1 protein-coding gene is annotated in these 369 nt (G+C 69.4%); it reads left to right on the top strand.

Annotation, left to right across the window (positions count from 1 at the left end; all coding sequences use genetic code 11):
- Window positions 1-369 (top strand): hypothetical protein (locus tag ACUN9Y_RS22240; protein ID WP_445462918.1); only part of this gene is annotated, 369 nt, incomplete at both ends.

Here is a 369-nt window from a genome sequence, read left to right as displayed (position 1 = left end):
GGGTGCTGGAGCGAACCAGCGAGGTGCCCGGCCACCACCGGACCCACACCACCTTCGCCTACGACGCCCAAGGGCGCCTGGTGCGCGCGGCCAATCTCGACAGCGAGACTCGCTTTCACTTCGACGGCGAAGACAACCTGATCGCCGAGGTCCAGCGCCACCGGCTCCCCGGGGGCAGCGGCTACAGCAGCGTCACCCGCCACACCCACGATGCCCTGGGCAACCGCGAGACCACCACCCTACCGAGCGGCCAGCAGATCAGCTGGCTGCGCTATGGCGCCGGCCACGTGCAGGCCATGGCCGTGGATGGCCAGGAGCTCTTCGGCTTTACGCGTGACAGCCTGCACCGCGAGGTGCATCGCCATCAGC

It is taken from the genome of Halomonas sp. V046 (genome assembly GCF_052645355.1).
This window is presented reverse-complemented; position numbering and strand designations above follow the sequence as displayed.